General features: G+C 61.8%; 15 protein-coding genes and 4 tRNA genes. 16 read left to right on the forward strand and 3 right to left on the reverse strand.

The window, feature by feature from the left end; genetic code table 11:
- Window positions 1-227 precede the first annotated feature (227 nt).
- The 16 genes from wecA to L1P05_RS00565 all read left to right on the forward strand — a co-directional run bounded on the left by wecA (window position 228) and on the right by L1P05_RS00565 (window position 13,686).
- The gene (gene wecA, locus L1P05_RS00490) at window positions 228-1,316 is read left to right on the forward strand and encodes a UDP-N-acetylglucosamine--undecaprenyl-phosphate N-acetylglucosaminephosphotransferase (RefSeq protein WP_012846981.1); all 1,089 of its coding nucleotides are present in this window, start codon (window positions 228-230) and stop codon (window positions 1,314-1,316) included.
- A 30-nt stretch (window positions 1,317-1,346) separates the two neighbouring features.
- Window positions 1,347-2,384: an ECA polysaccharide chain length modulation protein gene (wzzE, locus tag L1P05_RS00495; RefSeq protein WP_012846982.1), complete on the forward strand. Its 1,038-nt coding sequence runs from the start codon at window positions 1,347-1,349 to the stop codon at window positions 2,382-2,384.
- A gap of 83 nt (window positions 2,385-2,467) precedes the next feature.
- On the forward strand, window positions 2,468-3,598 hold the full coding sequence (wecB, locus tag L1P05_RS00500) for a non-hydrolyzing UDP-N-acetylglucosamine 2-epimerase (RefSeq protein ID WP_012846983.1): 1,131 nt from the start codon (window positions 2,468-2,470) through the stop codon (window positions 3,596-3,598).
- The gene (gene wecC, locus L1P05_RS00505; protein ID WP_012846984.1) at window positions 3,595-4,857 is read left to right on the forward strand and encodes a UDP-N-acetyl-D-mannosamine dehydrogenase; all 1,263 of its coding nucleotides are present in this window, start codon (window positions 3,595-3,597) and stop codon (window positions 4,855-4,857) included. The genes wecB and wecC overlap by 4 nt, the downstream gene beginning before the upstream one ends.
- Complete coding sequence (gene rfbB, locus L1P05_RS00510; protein ID WP_109745993.1) at window positions 4,854-5,918, forward strand: dTDP-glucose 4,6-dehydratase; 1,065 nt, start codon at window positions 4,854-4,856, stop codon at window positions 5,916-5,918. Before wecC ends, rfbB begins: the two co-directional genes overlap by 4 nt.
- A 32-nt stretch (window positions 5,919-5,950) precedes the next feature.
- On the forward strand, window positions 5,951-6,832 hold the full coding sequence (rfbA, locus tag L1P05_RS00515) for a glucose-1-phosphate thymidylyltransferase RfbA (RefSeq protein ID WP_012846986.1): 882 nt from the start codon (window positions 5,951-5,953) through the stop codon (window positions 6,830-6,832).
- Window positions 6,810-7,505 carry a dTDP-4-amino-4,6-dideoxy-D-galactose acyltransferase gene (rffC, locus tag L1P05_RS00520; RefSeq protein WP_012846987.1) on the forward strand — a complete coding sequence of 232 codons (696 nt, stop codon included), beginning with the start codon at window positions 6,810-6,812 and terminating at the stop codon, window positions 7,503-7,505. Before rfbA ends, rffC begins: the two co-directional genes overlap by 23 nt.
- A gap of 25 nt (window positions 7,506-7,530) precedes the next feature.
- Window positions 7,531-8,661, forward strand: a complete 1,131-nt coding sequence (gene rffA / locus L1P05_RS00525) for a dTDP-4-amino-4,6-dideoxygalactose transaminase (protein ID WP_012846988.1) — start codon at window positions 7,531-7,533, stop codon at window positions 8,659-8,661.
- Entirely contained in the window at window positions 8,661-9,911 is a 1,251-nt protein-coding gene (wzxE, locus tag L1P05_RS00530) for a lipid III flippase WzxE (protein ID WP_012846989.1), read from the forward strand. Before rffA ends, wzxE begins: the two co-directional genes overlap by 1 nt.
- Window positions 9,908-10,984, forward strand: coding sequence for a TDP-N-acetylfucosamine:lipid II N-acetylfucosaminyltransferase (locus tag L1P05_RS00535; RefSeq protein WP_012846990.1), 1,077 nt, complete (start codon window positions 9,908-9,910; stop codon window positions 10,982-10,984). The genes wzxE and L1P05_RS00535 overlap by 4 nt, the downstream gene beginning before the upstream one ends.
- Window positions 10,981-12,369, forward strand: coding sequence for an ECA oligosaccharide polymerase (gene wzyE, locus L1P05_RS00540; protein WP_012846991.1), 1,389 nt, complete (start codon window positions 10,981-10,983; stop codon window positions 12,367-12,369). Before L1P05_RS00535 ends, wzyE begins: the two co-directional genes overlap by 4 nt.
- The gene (gene wecG / locus L1P05_RS00545) at window positions 12,359-13,099 is read left to right on the forward strand and encodes a lipopolysaccharide N-acetylmannosaminouronosyltransferase (RefSeq protein WP_012846992.1); all 741 of its coding nucleotides are present in this window, start codon (window positions 12,359-12,361) and stop codon (window positions 13,097-13,099) included. Before wzyE ends, wecG begins: the two co-directional genes overlap by 11 nt.
- 174 nt (window positions 13,100-13,273) lie before the next feature.
- A tRNA-Arg gene (locus L1P05_RS00550) sits at window positions 13,274-13,350 on the forward strand.
- A 58-nt stretch (window positions 13,351-13,408) separates the two neighbouring features.
- Window positions 13,409-13,484: transfer RNA gene (locus tag L1P05_RS00555), tRNA-His, on the forward strand.
- Window positions 13,485-13,498: 14 nt separating this feature from the next.
- Window positions 13,499-13,585: transfer RNA gene (locus L1P05_RS00560), tRNA-Leu, on the forward strand.
- Window positions 13,586-13,609: 24 nt separating this feature from the next.
- Window positions 13,610-13,686 (forward strand) — tRNA-Pro (locus L1P05_RS00565).
- Between the two features lie 606 nt (window positions 13,687-14,292).
- On the opposite strand, the gene hemY is transcribed toward L1P05_RS00565, so the two are convergent.
- From hemY to hemD, 3 genes are read right to left on the reverse strand one after another with little or no spacing between them, the layout of a single operon-like run.
- Window positions 14,293-15,492, reverse strand: coding sequence for a protoheme IX biogenesis protein HemY (gene hemY, locus L1P05_RS00570; protein ID WP_012846995.1), 1,200 nt, complete (start codon window positions 15,490-15,492; stop codon window positions 14,293-14,295).
- A 2-nt stretch (window positions 15,493-15,494) separates the two neighbouring features.
- Window positions 15,495-16,643 carry a uroporphyrinogen-III C-methyltransferase gene (gene hemX, locus L1P05_RS00575; RefSeq protein ID WP_012846996.1) on the reverse strand — a complete coding sequence of 383 codons (1,149 nt, stop codon included), beginning with the start codon at window positions 16,641-16,643 and terminating at the stop codon, window positions 15,495-15,497.
- A gap of 18 nt (window positions 16,644-16,661) precedes the next feature.
- Window positions 16,662-17,408, reverse strand: a complete 747-nt coding sequence (hemD, locus tag L1P05_RS00580) for a uroporphyrinogen-III synthase (RefSeq protein ID WP_012846997.1) — start codon at window positions 17,406-17,408, stop codon at window positions 16,662-16,664.
- Window position 17,409: the final 1 nt, after the last annotated feature.

Below are 17,409 nucleotides of genomic sequence, written 5' to 3' on the forward strand. Positions count from 1 at the left end.
TGGCGTTTTGCGCTTTTAGCGGATACGATTAGACAAACATATTTTTGCACAATATGTATAAAATTGGCGAATCGTCCAGATTATGCATATGTCGCTGACCGTGGGAGTCCAGGCGATGTCTTTCTATTGTCCTCGCCTGCCGGGTCTATTTCGCCGATGTGTTGGTATTGTTAAAGGGATATCGTCGCGTAACGTTATGGCGGCGATCAGACAGAGAGCAGTTAACCGTGAATTTACTCACTCTGAGTAGCAAATTTTTCCTTATCTTCATTTTCTCAATGGCGTTTTTATTGGTCGCCCGCCGGGTGGCCAAGAAGATAGGCCTGGTGGATAAGCCCAATTACCGTAAGCGGCATCAGGGGTTGATCCCGCTGGTCGGCGGCATCTCGGTGTATGCGGGGATCTGCTTTACTTTTCTGTTTTTTAAACCCTATATTCCCCACGCCACCCTGTATCTGATCTGTGCCGGGATCCTGGTGCTGGTCGGGGCACTGGATGATCGCTTCGATATCAGCGTCAAGTTCCGCGCCACGGTGCAGGCGCTGATCGCTATCGCCATGATGGTCGCCGGCGGTCTATACCTGCGTAGCCTGGGGTTTGTCTTAGGGCCTTGGGAGATGATTTTAGGCCCCTTCGGCTACCTGGTGACGCTGTTTGCGGTATGGGCGGCGATCAACGCCTTTAATATGGTGGACGGCATCGACGGCCTGCTCGGCGGTCTGTCCTGCGTCACCTTTGCCGCCATGGGGATCTTGCTACAGTGGGATGGCCAGCCGGATTTGGCGCTGTGGTGCTTTGCGATCATCGCGGCGACGCTGCCCTATATTCTGCTGAACCTGGGCGTGGTGGGGCCGCGCTTCAAGGTCTTTATGGGCGATGCCGGCAGCACCCTGATCGGCTTTACCGTTATCTGGATTTTGCTGGAGAGTACCCAGGGGCGCGGGCATCCGATGAACCCGGTGACGGCGCTGTGGGTTATCGCGATACCGCTGATGGACATGATCGCCATTATGTATCGGCGTCTACGCAAAGGGATGAGCCCCTTTTCGCCAGATCGCCAGCATATTCATCACCTGATTATGCGCGCTGGCTTTACCTCCCGGCAGGCGTTTGTTTTGATTACGCTAGCGGCGGCGCTGCTGGCGGCGATCGGGGTTCTGGGTGAGATTTGGCTGCCCGAGTATGTCATGATGGCACTGTTCTTGCTTGCTTTTGCCCTCTATGGTTACTGTATCAAGCGCGCGTGGCGCGTGGCGCGTATGGTGAAGCGCTTTAAGCGCCGTCTGCGCCGTAAATCGGCAGGCATGCATGTCTAACGGCCCTAGTCGGCCATAAAGGGAAAACCGATGGTGAGTCAAAATCCGATGCCCGTGGAGAATGAGCTGGATGTCCGAGGGCTGTGTCGTGCGCTGTGGCGCGGTAAGCCCTGGATCGTTGGCACGGCGGCGCTGTTTGCGGCGCTGGCGCTGGGTGTCTCTCTGCTGATGCCGCAGAAGTGGAGCGCGGCGGCGATCACCGCGAGCCCGGGCGTTAACAGTTTGGGCGGCTACTACTCCCAGCAGCAGTTTTTACGCAATCTTGCGCAGCTGAGCGCGCCCAGCGGTGCGGTAGCGCAGGGCAGCATCGCCGATGAGGCCTACGCCGAGTTCACGACACAGCTGGCCTCCTATGACACGCGGCGCGAGTTTTGGCTGCATAGCCCCTATTATCAGAGCCATAAAGAGGGGAGCGCGCAGGCGGATGCGGCTCTGCTGGATGAGCTGATTAATCAGATCGTCTTTACGCCGGGGGATGCGGCGAAGCACAGCGATGACAGCATTCGTCTTACCGCCGACGGCGCCGCGCAGGCTAACCAGCTGCTGCGCCAGTACGTTGCCTTCGCCACCCATCGCGCCAGCGCCAATCTGAATGAGTCTCTGCAGGGGGCCTGGGCGGCCCGTAGTATCTTTCTGAAGGCGCAGGTAAAGCGTCAGGAGGCGGTGGCGCAGGCGATCTACCAGCGTGAGCTGAACGGCCTGGAGCAGGGGCTGAAGATCGCCGCGCAGCAGGGGATCACCCGCAGCATGGCGACGACGGCGCAGGTCGAGGTGCCCGATGCCGAGCTGTTTATGCTGGGACAGCCGATGCTGCGTGCGCGTCTGGAGGCCCTGCGCGCCGTTGGGCCATCCTATGACATTGACTACGATCGGAATCGGGCGATGCTCACGACCCTGAGCGTCGGACCGGTTTTGGACGCGGCGTTTCAGCCTTATCGCTATCTGCGCACGCCGGAGGAGCCGGTGAAGCGCGATAGCCCGCGCCGGCTCTTTATGATGGTGATGTGGGGCGCCATTGGCGCGCTGGTTGGCGCCGGTATTGCGCTTTCCCGCCGTGCACGGATCTGAGCGCCTGCGTTAGCGCTTAACAGGGAATTGGCCGGTCCGGGCCAGCGGGCGGGGATCGGCGGTAACAAAAGAAGAATGATACAGTGAAAGTGTTAACCGTCTTTGGCACGCGTCCTGAAGCCATCAAAATGGCCCCCTTAGTGCATGCGCTGGCCGCAGACGCCGCGTTTGATGCTCGCGTCTGCGTCACCGCCCAGCACCGGGAGATGTTGGATCAGGTGCTGGGGCTGTTTCAAATCGTGCCCGATTACGATCTGAACATTATGCGTCCGGGACAGGATCTGAGCGATATTACCTGCCGGATCCTGGAGGGGCTCAAGCCCGTCTTGGCCGAGTTCCGACCCGATGTGGTACTGGTTCACGGCGATACCACCACCACGCTGGCTGCCAGCCTGGCGGCGTTTTACCAGCGAATTCCGGTCGGGCACGTGGAGGCGGGGCTGCGCACCGGCGATCTCTATTCGCCTTGGCCCGAGGAGGCCAACCGTACGCTGACCGGACACCTGGCCAGCCTCCATTTTGCGCCGACCCTCACGGCGCGCGCCAATCTTCTACGCGAAGGCATTCGTGAACAGACGATCCACCTGACCGGCAATAGCGTGGTTGATGCCCTGCTGTGGGTGCGCGACAGGATTTGCGCCGATGCGGCACTGCAGACCCGTCTGGCCGCGTCCTATCCGTTTTTGGCTGCAGATAAGCCGCTGCTGCTGGTGACCGGTCATCGGCGCGAGAGCTTCGGCGGCGGTTTTGAGCGTATCTGCGGTGCGCTGGCGCAGATTGCGCGCAGCCACCCGCAGGTACAGGTCGTTTATCCGGTACACTTGAACCCTAACGTCAGCGAGCCGGTTAACCGCATCCTGCGCGATATCGAGAATGTCTTTTTGATCCCGCCGCAGGACTACCTGCCGTTTGTCTATTTGATGGGGCGAGCCCAGCTGATTTTGACCGATTCGGGGGGGATCCAGGAGGAGGCGCCCTCCCTGGGCAAGCCGGTGCTGGTGATGCGGGAGACCACTGAGCGGCCGGAGGCGGTACAGGCTGGAACCGTGCGTCTGGTGGGGACGGATACGGCGACAATTGTCTCGCAGGTGAGCCAGCTGCTGGAGGATGAGCAGCAATACCGGGCGATGAGCCATGCTACTAACCCCTATGGTGACGGGCAGGCCTGTCAGCGTATTTTAAGCGCATTAAAAAATTATCGGGCAACACTATGAGTTTTGACACTATTTCCGTTATTGGGCTGGGCTATATCGGTTTGCCGACGGCCGTGGCATTCGCCGGGTGCCGCAAGCAGGTGATCGGGGTCGACGTCAGTCAGCATGCGGTCGAGACCATCAACCGCGGAGAAATTCACATCGTTGAGCCGGATCTGGATCGGGCGGTGAAGCGCGCCGTTGAGGGGGGCTTTCTGCGCGCGGTGATGCGACCCGAACCGGCCGACGCCTTTTTGATTGCGGTTCCTACGCCTTTCAAGGGCGACCATGAGCCCGATTTAACCTATGTCGAAGCGGCGGCGCGCTCCATTGCGCCGGTGCTGAAGAAAGGGGACCTGGTGATCCTGGAGTCGACCTCTCCGGTCGGCGCTACGGAGCAGATGTGCGCCTGGCTGGCCGAGTGCCGGACGGATCTGCGCTTCCCCCATCAGGACGGTGAACAGGCGGATATCCGCGTCGCCTATTGCCCGGAGCGGGTGCTGCCGGGGAAAATTATGGTGGAGCTGCTGCGCAACGATCGGGTGATCGGCGGCATGACGCCAACCTGTTCGGCCCAGGCCTGCGCGCTGTACAAGCTGTTTCTGGAGGGGGAGTGCGTGGAGACCAACGCCCGCACCGCCGAAATGTGTAAATTGACCGAAAATAGCTTCCGCGACGTGAATATTGCCTTTGCCAATGAGCTGTCCCTGATTTGCGATGCTCAGGGTATCGATGTCTGGCAGCTGATCGCGCTGGCTAACCGCCATCCACGCGTGAATATCCTGCAGCCGGGGCCGGGCGTCGGCGGGCACTGTATCGCGGTAGACCCGTGGTTTATCGTGGCGCAGAATCCGCAGCTGGCGCGTTTGATCCATACGGCGCGCCTGGTGAATGACGGCAAGCCGCTGTGGGTCGTCGATCGGGTTAAAGCGGCGCTGGCCGACTGCTTGGCCGCGGAGGATAAACGGGCTTCAGAAGCGACCATTGCCTGCTTTGGCCTGGCTTTTAAGCCGGATATCGACGATCTGCGCGAGAGTCCGGCGATGGAGATCGCTGAAATGGTCGCGCAGTGGCACAGCGGTACTACGCTGGTGGTCGAGCCCAACATTCATCAGCTGCCCGCCCGCCTGGCCGGTATGGCACAGCTGACGGACTGCGCGACGGCGTTGGCGCAGGCGGATGTCGTGGTGCTGCTGGTCGATCATCAGCCGTTCCGCGCGCTGGCGCCGCAGGCGGTGACCCAGCGCTTTGTGGTGGATACCAAGGGGGTATGGCGGTGAGACGCATTCTGGTCACCGGCGGCGCCGGCTTTATCGGCTCGGCCGTCGTGCGGCATATCATCATGGATACGGCTGACAGCGTGGTGGTGGTCGATAAGCTGACCTACGCCGGTAATCTGGCCTCGCTGGCGCCGGCGGCGGGCAGCGATCGCTATGCGTTTGAGCGGGCGGATATCGGCGACCGCGCGGCGATGGATCGGATCCTTGCCCAGTACCGGCCGGACGCCATTATGCATCTGGCGGCCGAGAGCCACGTCGATCGCTCTATCGACGGCCCGGCGGATTTTATTCAGACCAACATCGTGGGCACCTATACCCTGCTGGAGGCGACGCGCAGATACTGGAGCGCACTGCCGGCGGCGCCGCGGGCGGCATTCCGCTTCCATCATATCTCCACCGACGAGGTGTATGGGGATCTGCACGGTCCGCAGGCGCTGTTCCGCGAAGATACGCCCTATGCGCCGAGCAGCCCCTACTCTGCCTCCAAGGCCGCCAGCGATCATCTGGTGCGCGCCTGGCTGCGCACCTACGGACTGCCGACGCTGATCACCAACTGCTCGAATAACTACGGTCCCTACCACTTTCCGGAAAAGCTGATCCCGCTGACCATCATCAATGCGCTGGCTGCTAAGCCGCTGCCGGTCTATGGCAACGGCCTGCAGGTGCGCGACTGGCTGTACGTCGAGGATCATGCTCGCGCGCTGTACCGGGTGCTGATGACCGGGCGCGTGGGGGAGACCTATAACATCGGCGGTCACAATGAGCGGCGCAACATTGATGTCGTGACGACGCTGTGCGCATTACTGCAGGAGATGGTGCCGGAGAAACCCGCCGGCGTGCGCCATTTCGCCGATCTGATCACCTATGTGGCGGATCGTCCGGGTCATGATGTGCGCTATGCGATCGACGCCTCCAAGATCGAGCGAGAGCTGGGCTGGCGGCCACAGGAGACCTTTGAGAGCGGTATCCGCAAGACGGTCGCCTGGTATCTGGCCAATGAGCGCTGGTGGCGCGCCGTGATGGATGGCTCCTATGCCGGTGAACGGCTGGGGCTGGCCTGACGCGTTAACGTACGCGAAGATAAGGATGACCGATGAAAGGCATTATTTTGGCGGGGGGATCGGGCACCCGCCTGTATCCCATAACCCGCGGCGTCTCCAAACAGCTGCTGCCGATCTACGACAAGCCGATGATCTATTATCCGCTGTCGGTATTGATGCTGGCCGGGATCCGCGACATCCTGCTGATCAGCACCCCGCAGGATCTGCCGGCGTTCCAACGGCTGTTGGGGGACGGCAGCGATATCGGCGTCCGATTGCAGTACGCCGAGCAGCCGCGTCCAGAGGGGCTGGCCCAGGCGTTTTTAATCGGAGAGTCGTTCCTTGACGGCGATAGCTGTTGCCTGGTCCTTGGGGACAATATCTTTTTTGGCCAAGGGTTTAGCCCCAAGCTGCGTCAGGTGGCGCAGCGCGAGCGCGGGGCGACGGTATTCGGCTATCAGGTGATGGATCCCGAGCGTTTCGGGGTGGTTGAGTTCGATGATGACTTCCGCGCGCTCTCCATTGAAGAGAAGCCCCAGCGGCCGCGTTCGAACTGGGCGGTGACCGGGCTCTATTTCTATGATGCCCAGGTGGTGGACTTTGCCCGCAGGGTTACTCCCTCCGTTCGCGGCGAGCTGGAGATCACCAGTATTAACCAGATGTATCTGCAGCGCGGTGAGCTCAACGTAGAGCTGCTGGGGCGGGGGTTCGCCTGGCTCGATACCGGTACCCACGACAGCCTGCTGGAGGCCAGCGCCTTTGTGCAGACGGTGGAGAAGCGACAGGGCTTTAAGATTGCCTGCCTGGAGGAGATTGCCTGGCGCAACGGCTGGCTGGATGACCACGGCGTAGCGCGCGCCGCGGCATCGCTGGGCAAGACCGCCTATGGCGCCTATCTGCGGGAGCTACTGCATGTCCGTCCACGCCAGTATTGAGCCGCTGGCGTGGGAGAGCGCCTTTTTTGCCCTGCGCAGCGGGCGACTGCGATTTGACGATCGGGCGCCGCCGCTGCAGGCGTCGGCGTGCGATGCCTACCAGCTGCTGCAGGCGAAGGTGGACGCCCGCGATCTGGCGCGCTGCGATGCCCTGCAGGCGCTGGGGTTCCGTCTGGCAGAGGGCGAGGCCGACTTTGTCCTGCCCGTCTCGTCCGCGCCGACATTCGGCGGCCAGCGTCAGGCGCAGGCGCAGGATTGCCTGTGGCTGCGCGCCTTGGCGCGTAATGCCTTTGCGCTGAGCCGTTTTCGTGCTCCGTGGTATCGCGCCGAGGACAGCGCGCGTTTCTATGCCGAATGGGTCGAGAAGGCCGTCTATGGCACCTTCGACCACGCTTGCCTGCTGGCGCTGGATGACGAGGGCACTCCTCAAGGATTTGTCACGCTGCGTCGACAGGTGGACGGCAGCGCCCGCATTGGGCTACTGGCGGTGGACAACGCGTCGTTCCGCTGCGGCGTGGGGCGGCGCCTGGTCGCGCAGGCGCAGGCGTGGTGCCACGCGCAGAGCCTGTCTCGGCTGTACGTGGCAACCCAGATAGGCAATCTGGCGGCGCAGCGTTTGTATCTTGGTTGCGGTGCGCAGCTGGCTGCTACCGCGTATTGGCTATACCGATAACGTTATCTCTCTCGAGGTGAACACAATGATCCCATTTAATGCGCCCCCGGTCACCGGCAGCGAGTCCGACTATATGCAGGCGGCGATGGCCAGTGGCAAGCTGTGCGGCGACGGCGGCTTCACCCGCCGCTGTCAGCAGTGGATGGAGCAGCGCTTCGGCAGCGCTAAAGTCTTGTTGACCCCCTCCTGCACGGCGTCGCTGGAGATGGCGGCCCTGCTGCTGGATATCCAGCCCGGCGATGAAGTGATCATGCCGAGCTTTACCTTCGTCTCGACGGCTAACGCCTTTGTGCTGCGCGGCGCCCGCATTGTCTTCGTCGATGTGCGCCCCGACACGATGAATATTGATGAGACGCGGATCGAAGCGGCGATCACGGAGAAAACCCGCGCCATCGTACCGGTGCACTATGCCGGCGTCGCCTGTGAGATGGATACCATTATGGCGCTGGCGCAGCAGTACGGCCTCTATGTGGTTGAAGATGCGGCGCAGGGAGTGATGGCGACCTATAAGGGGCGGGCGCTGGGCACCATCGGCCACATCGGCTGCTACAGCTTTCACGAAACCAAGAATTACACCGCCGGCGGCGAGGGCGGTGCGACGCTGATAAACGATGCGGCGCTGATCGAGCGGGCGGAGATCATCCGTGAAAAGGGCACCAACCGCAGCCAGTTTTTCCGCGGGCAGGTGGATAAATATACCTGGCGTGATATCGGCTCCAGCTACCTGATGTCCGATCTGCAGGCCGCCTATCTGTGGGCGCAGCTGGAGGTCGCCGATCGCATCAATCAGCGTCGCCTGCAGCTGTGGCAGCAGTATCATGATGCGCTGGCGCCGCTGGCCGAGGCCGGGCGCCTCACGCTGCCGACCACGCCGGCGCACTGCGGGCATAACGCGCATATGTTTTATCTCAAGCTGCGCGATATGCGCGAGCGCAGCGCCTTTATCGACTTTCTCAAAGAGGCGGAGATCATGGCGGTGTTCCACTATATTCCGCTGCACTGCAGCCCGGCAGGGGCGCGCTTTGGTCGCTTTGTCGGCGAGGATCGCTACACCACGTGCGAGAGCGAGCGTCTGGTACGTCTGCCGCTGTTTTATAATTTGCCGGACGTCAACCAGCGGACGGTGATCAACAGTATTCAGAGCTTTTTCCGCTGATGTCCCTGGCGCGCGCATCGCTGTGGACCGCCGGTTCGACCCTGATCAAGATCGGCGCCGGGCTGGTGGTGGTCAAGCTGCTGGCCGTGGCGTTCGGCCCCGTCGGCGTGGGGCAGGCGGCTAACTTTCGTCAGGTGATCACCGTCCTGGGGGTGCTGTCGGGCGCTGGGATTTTCAACGGCATTACCAAGTATGTCGCAGAGTACCGCCAGCAGCCGCAGCGGCTACGGGCGCTGCTGGGCACCGCATCGACGATGATCCTGGGGTTCTCCCTGCTGCTGGCGCTGATCTTTACCCTAGGGGCCGCGCCGATCAGCGTGGCGCTGTTTGGCCACGATCGCTATCAGGCGGTGATCCGCCTGGTGGCGTTACTGCAAATGGGCATTGCCTGCGCGAACTACTGCCTGGCGGTGATCAAGGGGTATCGCGACGCCCGCGGCAACGCGCTGGCGGTTTCGCTCGGCAGCCTGCTGGGCGTGGCGGCTTATACCCTAAGCTATTTTTTGGGTGGCTACCGCGGTGCGCTGGCTGGGCTGGCGCTGGTGCCGGCGGCCGCCACGCTGCCGGCCCTGTGGGTGCTGTGGCGCCAGCGTCATATTCCATGGCGCTACGTCCGTCCGTCCTGGGATCGGCCGCTGGCCGCTAGCCTGGGGAAGTTTACCCTGATGGCGGTGATGACCGCGGTGACGATGCCGGTTGCCTATGTCATGATGCGTAATCAGCTGGCGGCGCTGGATGGCTGGGAGGCCGTCGGGATCTGGCAAGGGGTGAGCGGCATCTCCGACGCCTACCTGCAGTTTATTACCGCCTCGTTCAGCGTTTATCTGCTGCCGACCCTGGCCGGGCTGCACAGCCGTCAGGCGGTTGGGCAGGAGATCCTGCGCGCGCTGCGCTTTGTTTTGCCTGCGGTGGCGGCCGTCAGCTTTACGGTCTGGCTCCTGCGCGATCTGGTGATTTGGCTACTGCTGTCGGGGAAGTTCAGCGCCATGCGCGACCTGTTTGCCTGGCAGCTGACGGGGGATGTGTTTAAGGTGGGCGCCTATGTCTTCGGCTATCTGGTTATCGCCAAAGCCTCGCTGCGCTTTTACCTGCTGTGCGAGATAAGCCAGTTTATCCTGCTGACCCTGCTGTCGCGTATTCTGATCCCGCTGCACGGTGCCTTGGGCGCCGCTCAGGCCTATATGGCAACCTATATTATTTATTTCCTGCTGTGTGGCAGCGTATTTTGGATTTATCGTAACCGCGCATGACGACACTGATTCACGTACTGGGAGCGGATATCCCGCACCATAATCTGACGCTGCTGCGTTTCTTTGACGGCATGCTGTCGCAGCGCGCCGCGACAGCGCCGCGCCGGCGTTTTATGGTGGTGGCGCGCGACGCCGCCCCGTTCGCCGACCTGACCACGCTGGATATCGAGGTTTGGCCAGACAAGCGCGCGCTGGCGCGTGCGCTGCTCGCCCGCGCCAGCGCGGATCGCGCTCTGCGCTTCTTCCTGCATGGTCAGTTTAATCCCTGGCTATGGCTGGCGCTGCTGTGTGGGCGTCTGCGGCCGCAGCAGGTGCTGTGGCACGTGTGGGGGGCCGATCTGTATGAGGAGGCCCGCGGCTGGAAATACCGGTTGTACTACGGCCTGCGCCGCCGGGCTCAGGGGCGGGTGGGGCACGTCTTCGCCACGCTGGGCGATCTGGACTATTATCGGCGGCGCCATCCGCGGGTGGCGACGTCGACGCTCTATTTCCCGACGCGGATGGATCCGGCGCTAACGTGCAATCAGCGGGCTAGAGTGACGTCGGGAGCGCTGACGGTGCTGGTGGGGAACTCCGGCGATCGCAGCAACCGTCATCTGGTGGCGCTGCAGCGACTGCACGATACCTTCGGTGCGCAGACACGGGTCATCGTGCCGCTGGGCTATCCTGCCAACAACCAGGCCTATATCGCGCAGGTACGCGAGCGAGCCGAGGGCCTGTTTGGCCATAATGCGACGCTGCTGACGCAGCAGGTTGCCTTTACCGACTATCTGGCGCTTCTGGCCCGCTGCGATCTGGGCTACTTTATCTTTGAACGTCAGCAGGGGATCGGCACGCTGTGTCTGCTGCTACAGCAGGGGATCCCCCTGGTATTGAGTCGGCAGAACCCCTTTTGGCGCGATATGGTCGATCAACAGCTGCCGGTGCTGTTTGACGATGACGCGCCGGATGACGCCGCGGTGCGGGCGGCGCAGCGTCAGCTGGCGCAGCGCGATCTGAGCCGGCTCGCCTTTTTCGACCCCAACTATACCGACGGCTGGCTGCAGGCGCTGGCGCTGGGAGAACGGCCATGACCCTGATGCAGTTTGCCGGTTTGGCGCTGGTGTATTTTTTCTCGCTGCTGTTTGTGGCGTTTCTGACCTACAAAGAGTTTCGCCGGGTTCGCTTTAATTTTAACGTATTCTTTTCACTGCTATTTTTACTGACATTCTATTTCGGCTTTCCGCTGACCTGTACGCTGGTGTTCCGCTTTGACGTGGCGACGGTGCCGGCGGAGGAGATGCTGTACGCCCTGCTGTCGGCCACGGCGTTTTACGCTATCTATTACGTCACCTACAAGACGCGGCTGCGTTCGGCAACGTCGGCGTCGAGCGGCGGCTCCGCCTGGCTGCAGCTCAACCGGGTCGAGGCGCAGCTGACCTGGATACTGCTGGCACTGGTGGCGCTGGTGACCGTAACCATTTTCTTCCTCAACAACGGCTTTTTGCTGTTTAAGCTGCACTCCTATAGCCAGATCTTCTCCAGCGGCGTCTCCGGCGTGGCGCTAAAGCGCTTCTTTTACTTTTTTATTCCGGCGATGCTGGTGGTGTACTTTCTTCGTCAGACGCAGGCCGCCTGGCTGTTTTTTCTGGTCAGCACCGTAGTTTTTGGCCTGTTGACCTACGTCATCGTCGGCGGGACGCGCGCCAACATTATCATCGCCTTCGCGCTGTTCCTGTTTATCGGTATCCAACGCGGCTGGATAACCCTGTGGATGCTGGCGCTGGCCGGCGTCGTCGGGGTCGTCGGCATGTTCTGGCTAGCCCTCAAGCGCTACGGCCTGGCGGTAAGCGGCGACGAGGCCTTCTACACTTTTCTCTATCTGACGCGCGACACCTTCTCGCCCTGGGAGAATCTGGCGCTGCTGCTGCAGCACTATACCCAGATAGATTTTCAGGGACTGGCGCCGATTGCCCGTGATTTCTATGTCTTTATCCCCGGCTGGATGTGGCCGGATCGGCCGCATCTGGTGTTGAACAGCGCCAACTATTTTACCTGGCAGGTGCTCGATAACCATTCGGGGCTGGCCATCTCCCCCACCCTGATCGGTTCGCTGGTGGTGATGGGCGGCGCGGCGTTTATTCCGCTAGGGGCGATCGCCGTGGGGCTGATTATCAAGTGGTTCGATTGGCTGTATACCCGGGGGTGCGCGGCGTCAAACCGCTACCGGGGCGCGGTGATCCAGGCGTTTTGCTTCGGGGCGGTGTTTAATATGATCGTACTGGCGCGCGAGGGGCTCGATGCCTTTGTCTCGCGCGTGGTGTTTTTCTGTATTATTTTCGGCTGCTGCCTGCTGCTGGCAAAGCTGCTGTACTGGCTGTTTGATGCGGCGGGGCTGATCCGCGCGCGCGCGGCCATCGCGGCGCCTTCTGTCGGGAAGGGATCGCCGGCTCGCAAGGATAGAAACGATGGAGAGTAACGGGTCAATTCCACATTACGCGATTCGCGGTATCGATATCTGGGGCTTTCGCGACAGCGATCAGTTTCTGCGCCACCTGCTGACGGAGACGGCGGTGCGTCCGGGCACGCTGGTCGCGATTAACGCCGAAAAGGTGATGACGGCGGAGGATGACGCTGCGCTGCGGGCGCTGATCGCGGCGGCGGAGTATAAATATGCCGATGGCATCAGCATCGTGCGCGCCATTCGGCGTAAATACCCCGGAGCACAGGTCAGCCGCATCGCCGGTGCCGATCTGTGGGAGGCGCTGATGCAGCGCGCCGGTGAGCTGGGCATTCCGGTGTTTTTGGTCGGAGGCCAGCCCGACGTACTGGCGCAGACCGAGGCGGCGCTGCGCCGCCGATGGGGGGTCAATGTCGTCGGCGCCCAGGATGGCTATTTCTCCCCAGAACAACGCAATGCGCTGTTTGAGCGGATTCACGCCAGCGGGGCGCAGATCGTGACGGTCGCGATGGGTTCACCGCGCCAGGAGATCCTGATGCGCGACTGTCGGGCTTACTATCCCCAGGCGCTGTATATGGGGGTTGGCGGCACCTATGACGTCTTTACCGGGCGGGTTCGTCGCGCGCCGCATCTGTGGCGTCGCTTTGGTCTGGAGTGGCTGTATCGCCTGCTGTCCCAGCCGACGCGCTGGCGCCGCCAGGTTAAGCTGCTGCGTTTCGTGGCCTACTACTACGCAAGGAAGCTATAGCGCGCCGTCGCCTCGCGCAGGCCGTGTCGCCGGGAGCGTACGGTGGGTTTGGGCTCGGCGGCGTGTGCTTTTACAGCAGAGTGCGCAAAGTGTAGCCAAACGCGATATTTCTGCAAAAAAGCGCTGGACAGCATGGCCTTAAGCCCGTAGTATCCACCCCCGCAACGGCGCTGAGCGCCCGTAGCTCAGCTGGATAGAGCGCTGCCCTCCGGAGGCAGAGGTCTCAGGTTCGAATCCTGTCGGGCGCGCCATTATTGCTTAAGGCGCAAGAGCTGCGGTGGTATCATTACCGCGTTAAGAAGTACATTGGTGGCTATAGCTCAGTTGGTAGAGCCCTGGATTGTGATTCCAGTTGTCGTGGGTTCGAGTCCCATTAGCCACCCCAGATTTAAGTGGCATGCGAAGGTGGCGGAATTGGTAGACGCGCTAGCTTCAGGTGTTAGTGTCCTAACGGACGTGAGGGTTCAAGTCCCTCTCTTCGCACCACACCCTACTGGGACTAAAATGAATCGGCGAGTAGCGCAGCTTGGTAGCGCAACTGGTTTGGGACCAGTGGGTCGGAGGTTCGAATCCTCTCTCGCCGACCACCCCATCTCCTCGCATCGCGAGGTTTTTTTGTATCTCAATTTCCGTTAGTCCCACCGGCTCCCTGCCGCGCACCTTCTCTCTCGCTCCCGTATCTCTCGCCCTCACCGTATTGCGGCGGATCTTTACCCCTGTCTTTTTCCCGTCGCCTTTTCCCGACGGCGCCCGCTCGGGATGTCGCTATAAAGAGACATTTAACTCTATGTTTTAAAACAATAAAAAATAAATCGCCAGATCGGCGTCTCCGAAAGGCGACATCGCCGCGCCGCGCGCGCGCAACAGGGGCGGTGGGCGGCGGGTTTTAATGTTGGCATGGTTTATGCAATACTTGCGTCGTAGATGCTCATTCGCCCCCTTATGTTTGCGTAAGCTTCATAAATCTGAGAATGATGCAGAGCCGACTTGTGGTGCCTATCGTCCGAATCGTGCTGTCCTTAACGCCAGCATGCCACGGACACGTCGTTGAGTGAGGCACCGATCAGTTGTCTTAAGATCTGATTGTCCTTTTTCAACACTTGCCTGTCGGCAGGTGTTTTTTTTGCCAAAAAAAGGCCCGCGGTGAGCGGGCCTGATGATGATGTTGGCGCTCTCCTGAGCGCGGGGAGGACTCAGGTGGTCGGCTGATCCTGGTGTAGGGTGAGCAGCAGGCCGTCGCGCCGCATCTGTGCGGCCTCCTCCGGGCGGTGTAGCTTGTCCAGCGTATCGGCGAGCCAGGCGTAGTCATAGGCATCTGGACGCTGCTTGAGCGCGGCGCGCAGCGCCTCTGCCGCCTGTTGCCACTCCCCGTGGCGCATTAGCAGCTGTCCCAGGGTGCTGTTGAGCAGCGCGCTGGCGCCATGCTGACGGATCTGCTGCTGCAGCAGCTTCTCCAGCTGTTCGGGATTACCGGACTTCAGTCGCGGCATCAGCTGTACCAGGCGCTCATCAAAGCGGCGTTTCAGCCCATCGACGACGATTTGCTGCGCGGCCCCGTGATCGTCACACTCGATCAGGTGTTCGGCCAAGGCGACCTGCAGCGCGGTTTCATGACGCGTTTTACGCGCCTGCGCTTTCCACCACTGTTTCAGCCCCTCGCTGCCGCCGTTGGCCATCGCCTGATCCATCAGGCCGATATAGGCTCGGATCTGCAGTTTCTCAATATCATCATCGCTGTGCAGCCCCTGTTTGGCCAATGTGGGCAGGATCTCCAACAGCGGGCCGAAGGCATCGGTACGCAGGTAGGCCTGTTCTGCCAGACGCAGGACTTCGGGATGGCGCGGCGCATAGTTGAGCAGGGCATCCACCCCATGGCGGGCGGCATGATTCTCCCCGCGCGCCAGCTGCAGACGTACGCGGGTGATATCGACCGGCAGCGGATCGCTTCCGGCGACCTCGGCGGCGCGCTCCAGATATTGATTGGCGCGCAGCTCATCGCCGCGCTGCTGTGCGGCTTCGGCCGCCAGCAGGTAGTTCACCAGCGGCTGATCGGCGTGATCGGCATTACGCGCCAGCAGCTTTTCAACCTGGCCGTAGTCGCCCTCCGTCAGCTTGAGCAATCCTGCGCGGGTTTGGCGGCGCGCGCGGGTGCGCTTACGTCCCATAAACCAGCCGCGGGTACGGGCACCGGTGCGCAGCAGCCGGCGCAGCAGCCACTCCAGGGCAAACAGCACGAGCATCAGCAGGATCAGCATGATCACCAGCGAGGTTACGCTGGTCTCAATATTGTAGCTGTCGGTCTGGATCAGCACATACCCTTGATGGCCGGCCAGCATCGGGCCGAGCACGATGCCGGCGATCAGAATGATAAACAGCAGTAGGACCTTGAGCATGGTCATTCCCCCTGCGTCGCGGGCGCGGCCGGCGCGGCGGTCAGCGCGTTGCTCCGGGCGTGCAGCAGTTTATCCAGCAGCGGCTGACTCTTCAGGGCATCGGGCAATATCATGCTGACGGACTGCTGGCTAAGGGCGTCAATCTGGTTTAAAAACGCCTTGGTGCTCGGATCGTTGACGTCAAAATAGGCGCGAACCCAGGCTGAGACGCTTTCCAGCGACTGCTGGTAGATTTGATTCTGGTGGCGCGGTACCGCCTGAGCGGCGATCAGCAGGCGAGAGCGGATATTCTCACGCAGGTATACGTCCTGGCTGGGCGCCAGCAGGGGCTCAGCGCTGCTATCGCGACGACGGATGGTGATAAATTCAGAGATGAAGCTGTGCCAGCTTTTGGCCAGGTTCTGTCGCCATTGACTCAGCGAGGCGCTCAGCTCACCGTCGTCCTGATCCATCGGCGCTTCGTCGCTGTCGTTATCCGCCAGCCGCAGATCGTCCACCTGATTGGCCAGCTGATTCAGCTGGAGGATGATGCCGTCAAAGTCGATCTGGTTGAGCGTGGAGAGAGTGGAGATATCCTCCGTCAGCGCGCGGCGTACGCCCAGCAGACTGGGGTCATCCAGGCCGGCCAGGGTGGCGTCGGCACTCTTCAGCAGGGCGATGGCGGTGGTGACGTCCTGATCGCTCCACAGCTTACGCTCGGCCAGCTTCACCATAAAATCGGCCTGCGCCAGCTTCCAGGTGTTGGCGTCATTGCCGGAGATCGCCGCGACCTTTTGCTCCAGCTCCTTGAGCTGCTGTGACTGGCTGGCCTGCAGCTGCGTCGCGACATCCAGCGCCTTCGCCTGTTTATTCAGCAGCGCCTCCATCCGCAGTTTTTCCTGTGCCTGCGCGGTATGCAGCGCGCTGAGCTGCTCCTGCAGGCTTTGTTCGCTGGCTTGCTGCCTCTGTGCCTGTTGATGCCCGTGGTAATAAAGGCCGGCACCGAGGGCGATCACCAGTACGATGGCAATGGCGCCGAGCGCCGGGCCACCGGCGGCGGATTTTTTCACGATCTGCTTATCCTGTTTGTGAGCGCGCTCCAGCGGCTGCGCCTGCTCGGTAGTCGTTTCGGCGGCGGCCGCCTTGTCTGGCGGGGTAGTGGGTTCCGTCATCGTGGCATTATCCCATGGTCAGTTGATCTGTAGCGTACGCAATAGCGCATCATTGTTGGCGCTTTCCGCCACCCGGATCTCCTGCCATCCCAGATCCCGGGCGCGCTGTGCCAGACGTTCGCTGACGACGATCAGCCGGCAGCTGAGGAGCCAACGTTGCCGATCGTATTCAGGAACTAAATCATAGAGCTGTTGCAGCATTTCACCACTGGTCACTACCAGTGTCGAGACTTTCTGTTGCCGCCAGCGCGCGCAGAGCTCGTCACCGGGGTAGGCGATGGCGACCCGGCGATAGCATTCGCATAGGGTGACCGAAACGCCGCGCGCGCGCAGGGCATCGGCGATCAGGTCGCGCCCGCCGTTACCGCGCAGGATCAGGGCCCGCCGGGCCCGCAGCTGCCGTATGGCGGGCAGCGCCAGCAGCGCCTCCGAGGTTTCCGGCGCTGGCGGAAAGATCACCGACTGGTGACAGGCGGCCCCTAGCGACTGTGCGGTACTGTGCCCGATAGCGGCGTAGCGCGGGGTCGTGGGCCAGCCGCGACCGGCCAGTCGCAGCGCCTCTGCGGCGTAGAGGACGGCGTGGCGAGAGACGGCCAGCAGCAGATCGCCCCGCTGCAGCGCGGCCACGGCCTCCGGCAGCAGCGCCAGCTGCCGACCGGGGGCAACGTCGATCAGCGGCGTATGCCACGCCTCCATCCCCAGCGCTCGCAGGCGCTCGACCAGCTGTTCACCGGCGGGGGAGGGGCGGGTCACCAGAATGCTCATG

It is taken from the genome of Edwardsiella piscicida (assembly GCF_021733145.1).
Lineage (GTDB): Bacteria > Pseudomonadota > Gammaproteobacteria > Enterobacterales > Enterobacteriaceae > Edwardsiella > Edwardsiella piscicida.